General features: G+C 43.5%; 6 protein-coding genes. 2 read left to right on the top strand and 4 right to left on the bottom strand.

The genetic code is table 11. From position 1 onward, the window contains the following. Positions 1-183: 183 nt before the first annotated feature. From trpS to der, 3 genes are read right to left on the bottom strand one after another with little or no spacing between them, the layout of a single operon-like run. Positions 184-1179 (bottom strand): tryptophan--tRNA ligase, encoded by a 996-nt coding sequence (gene trpS, locus OFO01_RS08615; protein WP_270859713.1) that lies wholly within the window; start codon positions 1177-1179, stop codon positions 184-186. Next, a complete protein-coding gene (locus OFO01_RS08610; RefSeq protein ID WP_270859714.1) occupies positions 1176-1703 on the bottom strand; it encodes a shikimate kinase in 528 nt (175 codons plus the stop codon). Before OFO01_RS08610 ends, trpS begins: the two co-directional genes overlap by 4 nt. Further along, entirely contained in the window at positions 1700-3109 is a 1410-nt protein-coding gene (gene der, locus OFO01_RS08605) for a ribosome biogenesis GTPase Der (RefSeq protein ID WP_270859715.1), read from the bottom strand. Before der ends, OFO01_RS08610 begins: the two co-directional genes overlap by 4 nt. Positions 3110-3207: 98 nt before the next feature. On the opposite strand from der, the gene OFO01_RS08600 reads away from it, so the two are divergent. Continuing rightward, a complete protein-coding gene (locus OFO01_RS08600; protein ID WP_270859716.1) occupies positions 3208-4113 on the top strand; it encodes a DMT family transporter in 906 nt (301 codons plus the stop codon). A gap of 2 nt (positions 4114-4115) precedes the next feature. Next, on the top strand, positions 4116-5039 hold the full coding sequence (locus OFO01_RS08595; protein WP_270859717.1) for a DMT family transporter: 924 nt from the start codon (positions 4116-4118) through the stop codon (positions 5037-5039). 409 nt (positions 5040-5448) lie between these two features. On the opposite strand, the gene polA is transcribed toward OFO01_RS08595, so the two are convergent. Further along, on the bottom strand, positions 5449-8079 hold the full coding sequence (gene polA, locus OFO01_RS08590) for a DNA polymerase I (RefSeq protein WP_270859718.1): 2631 nt from the start codon (positions 8077-8079) through the stop codon (positions 5449-5451). Positions 8080-8136: the final 57 nt, after the last annotated feature.

The raw sequence follows: 8136 nt of genomic DNA, 5'->3' as shown, positions 1-8136 counted from the left end.
AGTTTTTGACAATAATAAATAAAATAACACGCATTGGAAAATAACAGAAGTTAGATTTCAAAAACGGAAAGTGGATTATATTCAAGGGTTGCTTAAAAAGAGATTAAATGGAGGGGTAGGATTTAAAATTTTGCAAAATTTATAAATTTCGCCAAATTTTGCTTGGCGAAATTTAACTAAAATTTATCTATAAATCCCCACGCTTTCGCGTATTAGGCGCATTTTTTCACTTGCGATTTTTTGCGCCTTTTGCGCACCATAAGCCAAAATTTCATCTAGCTTTTTCTTATCAGCTAGCAACTCAGCGTATTTTTCGCGCGCCTGTCCAAAATACTCACTCACAAGCTCGCCAAGATACATTTTAAAGTGTCCGTGCCCCTCGCCACCACGCTCATATCGAGCCTGCAAGGCTTTTTGTCCTTCTTGGTCTAAAAAGAGTTTTGCTATATTATAGACATTGCAGTTTTGCCACTGCTTTGGTGCTTCGAGCGGCTCAGATGTCGTAACAATCGAGCCGATTTGCTTTTTTTGCTCCTTTGGCAAAGAAAAAATATCAATCGTATTTCCGTAGCTTTTACTCATTTTTGCGCCGTCCGTGCCAGGGACTATTGCGACATTTTCGCTGATTCTAGCGCTTGGCAGGGTTAAAATTTCACCATGCGCGTTGTTAAATTTCAAAGCGATATCGCGCGCGATTTCGACATGCTGAATTTGATCTTTGCCCACAGGCACGCTCGTAGCGTCATATAGCAAAATATCAGCCGCCATTAGCACAGGGTATGAAAACAAATCATGCTTGCTCTCAAACCCCTTTGCAACCTTGTCTTTGTAAGCGTGAGCGCGCTCTAATAGCCCCATTGGCGTGTATCCGCTAAGTATCCAGTAAAGCTCCAAAACCTCTTTCACATCGCTTTGCACCCAAAATGTCGATTTTTCTGGATCGATTCCCAAAGACAAAAACGCCGCAGCTGCCTCATAAGTGCTCTCTTTGAGCTTCGCGCCCTCGCTAACAGAGGTGAGCGCGTGGTAGTTTGCGATGAACAAAAACAGCTCCTCGCCCGCATTTTGCGCATCTACCATTTGCTTAATGCTGGCAAAATAATTCCCCAAATGTAGCCTGCCTGAGGGTTGAAGCCCAGTTAGTGTGCGTGGATTTGAAATTTTAGATTTTTCACTCATTTTTTAACCTCTTTTTTGATAATTTTTAGTAATTTTTCAATAACTTCTTTTTGCGAATTTTTCTCTACATTTACGATATAATCGGCCTTAGCGCTGTATTTTTTATCCCTTTGCTCATGCAGGGCGCGCGCCTTTTTCAAATCCGCTAAAAGCGGTCGTTTTGCGATTTTTTTATCTGCATTTGGGCTAGAATTTATGCGCTTAATTATCGCATCGAAGCTCGATTTTAGGTAGATTACTGTGCCGATTTTGTTTAAATTTTTAACAGCATAAAACCCGCCACCAGTCGAGATTATCGCGCCGCTTACATTTTTTTCCAAAAATTTAGCAAGTTTTTTCTCTATTTTGCGAAATTCCACCTCGCCCTGCTCCTCGAAAATTTTGCGAATTTTTTTGTTTGCGTAGCTTTCAATCATATCGTCGCAATCTATCGCAAAGCGCCCGCTAGCCCCAGCCAAAGCTCGCGCGAAAGTCCCCTTGCCAACGCCCATAAAGCCGATTAAGATTATATTTTTTGCGCTCATTTTTGCCCTTTTTTCAAATTTGCCTCGCCCTCATCGTCGTTTCCGCGATTTTTAGGGATTATTACCAAAGGTGTCCCGCTTAAATCGAATTTCTCTCTAAGTTTGTTCGCCAAATAGCGTTTATAGCTAAAATGAAGAGCTCTCGGACGATTCATCACAAGCGCGATTTTAGGCGGAGCGAAGCCAAACTGCGCCGCGTAGTAGATTTTCACGCTCTTGCCCTTATCGTGCGGAAGCGGGTGAGCTTTGGTCGCTTCTTCGATTAGCGCATTTAAATGGGCGGTTTTTATCTTTTGCGTGTAATTTTTATAAACCTGCAAAATCAGCGGATAGAGCTTGTGTATGCGTTTGCCACCAAGCGCGCTTACACTAATAACCGGCGCGTAAGCTAGAAATTTAAATTTATCGCGCAAATCGCGCACCATAGCGTCAAATTCGGCCTCGCTTTTATCCCATTTATTTAGCACGATTATCACGCCTAGCTCAAATTTAGCCGCAAGCCCAGCAATTCGCTCATCTAGCTCGCTAAATGGCTCAGAAGAGTCCAAAACCAAAAGCGCAATGTCTGAATTTTCTAAAATTTTCTCCGTTCTATTTAGCGCAAACCTCTCTATTCCCTCGATTTTACCGCGCTTTCTAATACCGGCAGTATCCACAAACTCAAACCTTCTCCCCTCAAATTCATAACTTTCATTGACAGGGTCTATCGTCGTGCCAGCCACACTGCTTACCACCGAGCGTTCGTTTTTCACAAGGGCGTTTAAAAGGCTAGATTTGCCCACATTTACCCGCCCAATAATGCCTACATTTATGGTTTTATTCTCGTAATACTCGCTCTCGTCGCTCTCTTTGATTTCGCCATTATCGTCAAAATTTTCTAAAAAATCATCGAAATCCTCGCTCTCGTCCCCTCGCACAGGCGCAGGATCTAAGTGAGTATAAATCCAATCCCTAAGCTCGTCAATACCAGCATTATGGCTGACAGATAGAGCAAACATCTGCGCGCCAAATTCGTTAAATTCCCAGCTTCTTTCTTCATCTTTTTTGCTATCTACTTTATTTACGAGCAAAACTATCGGCTTGCCTAGCTTTTGCAAAGAAAAGAAAATTTTGCGATCTTGCTCATCTGGGAGCAGTTTGCCATCTACCATAAAAAGAATAATATCCGCATTTTGCGCCTCGGCTAGGGTTTTTGCCTGCACGCGCGCAAAAAGCTCGCTCGTATCGTCAAGTCCGCCAGAATCGACTATCATCGCATTTCTATCATAAATTTGCACGGCGATTTTGTTCGTATCCCTCGTGGTGCCTGAAACCTCGCTAGTAATGGCAATTCTTGCGTTTGCGAAGCGGTTAAAAAGGCTCGATTTCCCCACATTTGGGCGCCCTATTATCATCACTGTTTTCATAATACTTCCTTTGATTTTTCTCATTATAGCCAAATTTTATTAAGTAAATCAAAATTTAAAAACAGCTATAATTATAGGCTTTTTTGAGGGGTCAAATTTTGAAATACAACAGCTTTTTATTGCACCATTTAAGCATTTATTATATGTTGCTTGCATGCTTTTACAACTCCATTGCAGGGACATTTGCTAAAATTTTGGCCATGCAAATCCCAGCCATCGAGGTCGTGCTGTTTCGAAATTTGTTAGCCCTTTTTATCATTTTATACATCATGCGCAAAAACCGCAAAATTCAAGCACAACCAAGCCGTGGCGGACATCCATGGATGCTTGCTACGCGCGGAGTTATCGGAATTTTAGGCTTAATCGTGTTTTTTTACAACCTTACGCAACTAAGCCTAGGCGAGGCCTTTACCTTCCAAAAAACAGCGCCGATTTTTATCGCTGTGATTGCATATTTTGCGCTAAAAGAGAAATTATCCAAATTTGGCTGGTTTGCCGTATTTTTGGGCTTTGTGGGTATCGTTTTGGTGATACAGCCTCACTTTGGGATTCATGCTGGACATATTTTTGGGATTTTAAGCGGTCTGTTTGCCGCGATTGCGCTCACGGCTGTCAGGGAGCTGCGCAAGTATTACAGCGCAAATGTAATCATACTCTCAGCCCTACTAGCAGGCACGCTAATGCCGATACTTTTCATGGCGATTGCCGAATTTACCCAAATTCCTGCGCTAAATTTTATGATTAGCAAATTTGTCATGCCGGATCTCATGGGCTGGGGAATTGGCGCGATTTTGGGCATTTGCGGGCTGTATTATCAGTCCTATCTCACCAAAGCCTACGCTGCTACCAGAAAAGCAGGGATCGTCGCCACACTAAGCTACACGGATATTATTTTTTCGATGATTTTTGGGCTAGCTTTGGGAGATGCGCTCCCAAATTTCACCGCACTTTGCGGAATCGCGCTAATAATTGCGGCCGGAATTTTAATAGCAAATAGGAGATAATTTTGGGTTATTCTAAATTTTGGCTTAAAAATTTAGGCGTGTATTATATGCTAATCGCTAGCTTTTATTTCGCGCTAAATGGGGCGCTAGCCAAGGTCATGGCAGAGCAAATGAGTAGCGTAGAAATCGTGTTTTTCAGAAACGCCGTAGGGCTAGCTATCATGCTAGTTTCATTAAAAAGGCTAAAAAATTTCGGCGTGGGCGGGAAGCCGTGGTTGCTTTTTTTCCGTGCATTTATCGGCAGCTGCGGGATTATAGCGACCTTTTATAATATCGCTCATATCGAGCTTGGCACGGCTTTTACCTTCCAAAAAACAGCCCCGATTTTCACCACACTTTTTTCATCGATTTTCCTAGGCGAAAAGCTCAGCTTTAAAGGCTGGTGCGCCATAATGCTAGGTTTTGGCGGGATTTTGCTCGTTATCCAGCCTCACATTAGCATTGCGCCGACTGATATCATCGGTGTTTTTGGCGGTATGTGTGCAGGTCTTGCTTACACCAGCGTCAGGGAGCTTCGCAAATACTACGCCACGGATATCATAATCCTAGTTTTCGTCTTTGGCGCTGCGCTTGTAAGCTCTGCGCTAATGTGCGCGGAATTTGCGCTAAGGGGGCGCGAGATTGAAATTTTAGGCGTGATTTCGAGCGCGAATTTAAGCAAATTCGCCTATTTTAACATGCCAAATCTCTTTGGCTGGGTTTTGGTCGCACTGCTAGGAATTAGCGGAATTTATTTCCAAAAATATATGACGCGCTCTTACGCAGCCTCCAAAAAGGCTGGCGTTGTGGCTGCGATTAGCTACACGGACATTATCTTTACGCTGATTTTAGGCGTCATGCTAGGCGATAGTTTGCCGAATTTAATGGCGTTTTTGGGGATTTTGGTCGTCATCATAAGCGGAGTTTTAATCGCAAGAGAACGCTAAATTTAGCCGAATTTTAAAATTCCGCTGTCCGCAAGCTTGGATACTGCACCCGAAATTTTACCCATAAGCGCAATTGCAAAGAATTTTGCGTAAGCAAAATTCAGTAAATAAACGCGTGCGTAGCACGCCACAATATGGGCGTCGGCCTGGTGGGGGTGTGATGGCGGGCGGCCCTCGCAACTCTGAGCGCCGCCCCCACATAAAAAGATTAGACTTTAAAAATCCTAGCGGATTGCAATTATCAAAAATTTGAAATTCTGGAAAATTTGAAATTCTGCCATTTGCCCTGATTTTGATTTTGCTTTGTAGATTGCTTCGGCGTTATCACGCCTCGCAATGACACTTAGTGGCAAAATTTCGGCGCAGTGTTTTTAAGGTTGCGCAAGCGAAATTTTGCAAAATTTCAAATTTACTTCAACTCGCCCCAGCTAGTAGCGATATCTAGGCTTGTGACGAGCGGGACATTTAAATTCACGACATTTTGCATGATTTCCCTAATTTTCGCGCCAAATTCCTGCGCATACTCGCTTTTTACCTCAAAAATCAGCTCATCGTGGATTTGCAAAACTAGCCTTGCCTCCGCGCTTAAATGCGGCGAAATCTCCACCATAGCCTTTTTGATAATGTCCGCTGCCGAGCCCTGAAACTTCGTATTTACCGCCTCTCGCTCATAAGTGGCTAGAAGCATTGGCGAAGCGTTAGCGAAATCAAAATACCGCCTGCGCCCAAAAAGCGTAGTGATAAATCCGTCGTTTTTGGCGCTGTTTTTTAGCCCCTCCAAAAACTCCTTAATCGTCGCAAACGAGGCGAAATATCGCTCGATATAGCCCTTGGCCTCATTTCGCGGAATTTGCAAATTTTGCGCTAGTTTGCTTGCCCCCATGCCATAAATCAAACCAAAATTTATACTCTTTGCAATCGCCCTGTGTGCTGGTTCGCTATCGCCAAAAATGCTGATTGCAGTGCGCGAGTGTATGTCCTCGCCAGCCGCAAAAGCGCTAAGAAGCGCAGGGTCCTTGCTAAAATGCGCCAAAAGTCTAAGCTCGATTTGCGAATAATCCAGCGAAAGCAGACTATACCCCTCCTGCGCGATGAAGCAATTTCGCATATCCTTCGCCAAAGCCCCACGCGCGGGGATATTTTGCAAATTTGGGTTTTTGGAAGATAACCTGCCGGTGCTGGTGCCTGTTTGCATGAAATTTGAGTAAATTCTGCTATTTTCGTTTTTCTTCGCAAGGGCGTAAAGTGGCTCACAATAGGTGCTTTGAAGCTTATAAAGCTCGCGATAAGCTAGGATTTTTTCGATTACTGGGTGAGCGTTGATAAGCCCAGCGAGCACGCTCTCATCGGTGCTATAACCTGTTTTGGTCTTTTTTTGGCATGGCAAACCCAAATGCTCGAAAAGCACCACGCCAAGCTGTTTTGTGGAGTTTATGTTAAAACTCTCGCCACTAAGCTCGTAAATTTCGTTTGTCAGCACTCTAAGCGCGCTTTCGTTGCGAGAAATCAGCTCACTTAAATTTGGCTTTGAAATTTTAATTCCTGCATTTTCCATATCGCGCAAAACACGCACAAATGGGAATTCTAGCGTTTTTGCCAAATTTAGCAACTCTGGCGAGAGTAAATTTTGAAATTTAAAATAAAATTTCAAAGTTATCCACGCATCTTCGGCTGCGTATTTCGTGGCCTCATCAAACTCCAAACTCGCAAAAGTCTCACCCTTGGCAACAATATTTTCAAATTTAATCGTGTCATAGTCAAAATACCGCTTAGCCAAGCTATCCATACCCACGCTCTCGCTAGGATTTATGAGCCATGCTAAAATCATCGTATCAGCGAAATTTCGCGCAGGGGATAAGCCGAAATTTTGCTCTATGATATTGAAATCGTATTTTAAATTTTGCCCCACGACAAAACCAGAAAAAATCCGCTCAATCGCCATTTTCGCCGAATTTAGCGAAATTTGCTCGCCCACGCCTAAGTAATTATGCGCAAGTGGCACATAATACGCCTTTTGCTCGTTGAAACAAAACGAAAAGCCCACGATTTTGGCGTTTTTGCTATCTAGCCCAGTGGTCTCAGTATCAAATGCCACGATAGTATCCTCGCTAATGCCCTCACAAAGGCGCATTAGCTCGCTTTCTTCCCTCACGCACACTGGCTTAAAAGCTAGGCTCTCTTCGCTTTTACCGCCCTCATTTTCGAGCGCGGAAAGAAGCTTGTGTAGCTCGTATTCGCGCAAAATTTCTTTGATTTTATGAAGCGGATTTTGCTCGGGAAAAACGGCGTTTTGCAGTGGCGAAATTTCGACCTCATCGCAAAGCGTGGCAAGCTTTTGGCTCATAAAAGCCTCATTTTTGGAATTTATGAGATACTCGCGCTGTTTGTTTGGTGGCAAAAGCTCGATATTTTCGTAAATCCTCTCCAAACTCCCCCATTCATCAAGCAGTTTTTTCGCCCCCTTTTCGCCTATGCCTTTCACGCCCGGGATATTATCTGCGCTGTCGCCACAAATCGCCAAAAAATCGATGATTTGCTCGGGATAGACGCCGTATTTTTCATAGCACTCATCGCGGCCGTAGAGCATTTTTTTGGCGTGGCTATAAATGCGCGTCTCGCCTCCGATTAGCTGATAAAGGTCTTTGTCGCTGGTTACGATATTGATTTTGTGCGTGTCGCGATAGGTTTTAACGACACTTGCTATTAAATCATCGGCCTCAAAGCCCTCTTTCTGCGCTGTGCAAAAGCCCATTTTCTCTATCATTTCTATGCAAACCGGAAGCTGTGCCAAAAGCGCATCTGGTGGGGTTTGACGATTTGTTTTGTAGTTTGGGTCAATCTGTGAGCGAAAGGTCTTGCCCTTGCTATCAAGGGCGAAAATTATATAATCACTTTTAAACTCTCGCTCCAAATTTGCGATAAAATTCGCAAATCCGCTCACCATGCCACTTGGCTTGCCACTTTTGGTCTTTAAGCTACTCATCGCATAATACAGGCGGAAAAAAAAGCCAAAAGTGTCGATAATCGTGATAGTTTTCATACATTTCCTTAAATTTTGATTTTGCGTAGTGTAGTGAAATTTGGCTAAATTTTGCAA

It is taken from the genome of Campylobacter sp. JMF_01 NE2 (genome assembly GCF_027737365.1).
In the GTDB taxonomy this organism is placed as follows: Bacteria; Campylobacterota; Campylobacteria; order Campylobacterales; family Campylobacteraceae; genus Campylobacter_B.
Note: the sequence above shows the minus strand (reverse complement) of the source record. Positions and strands in the feature narration are given on the sequence as shown.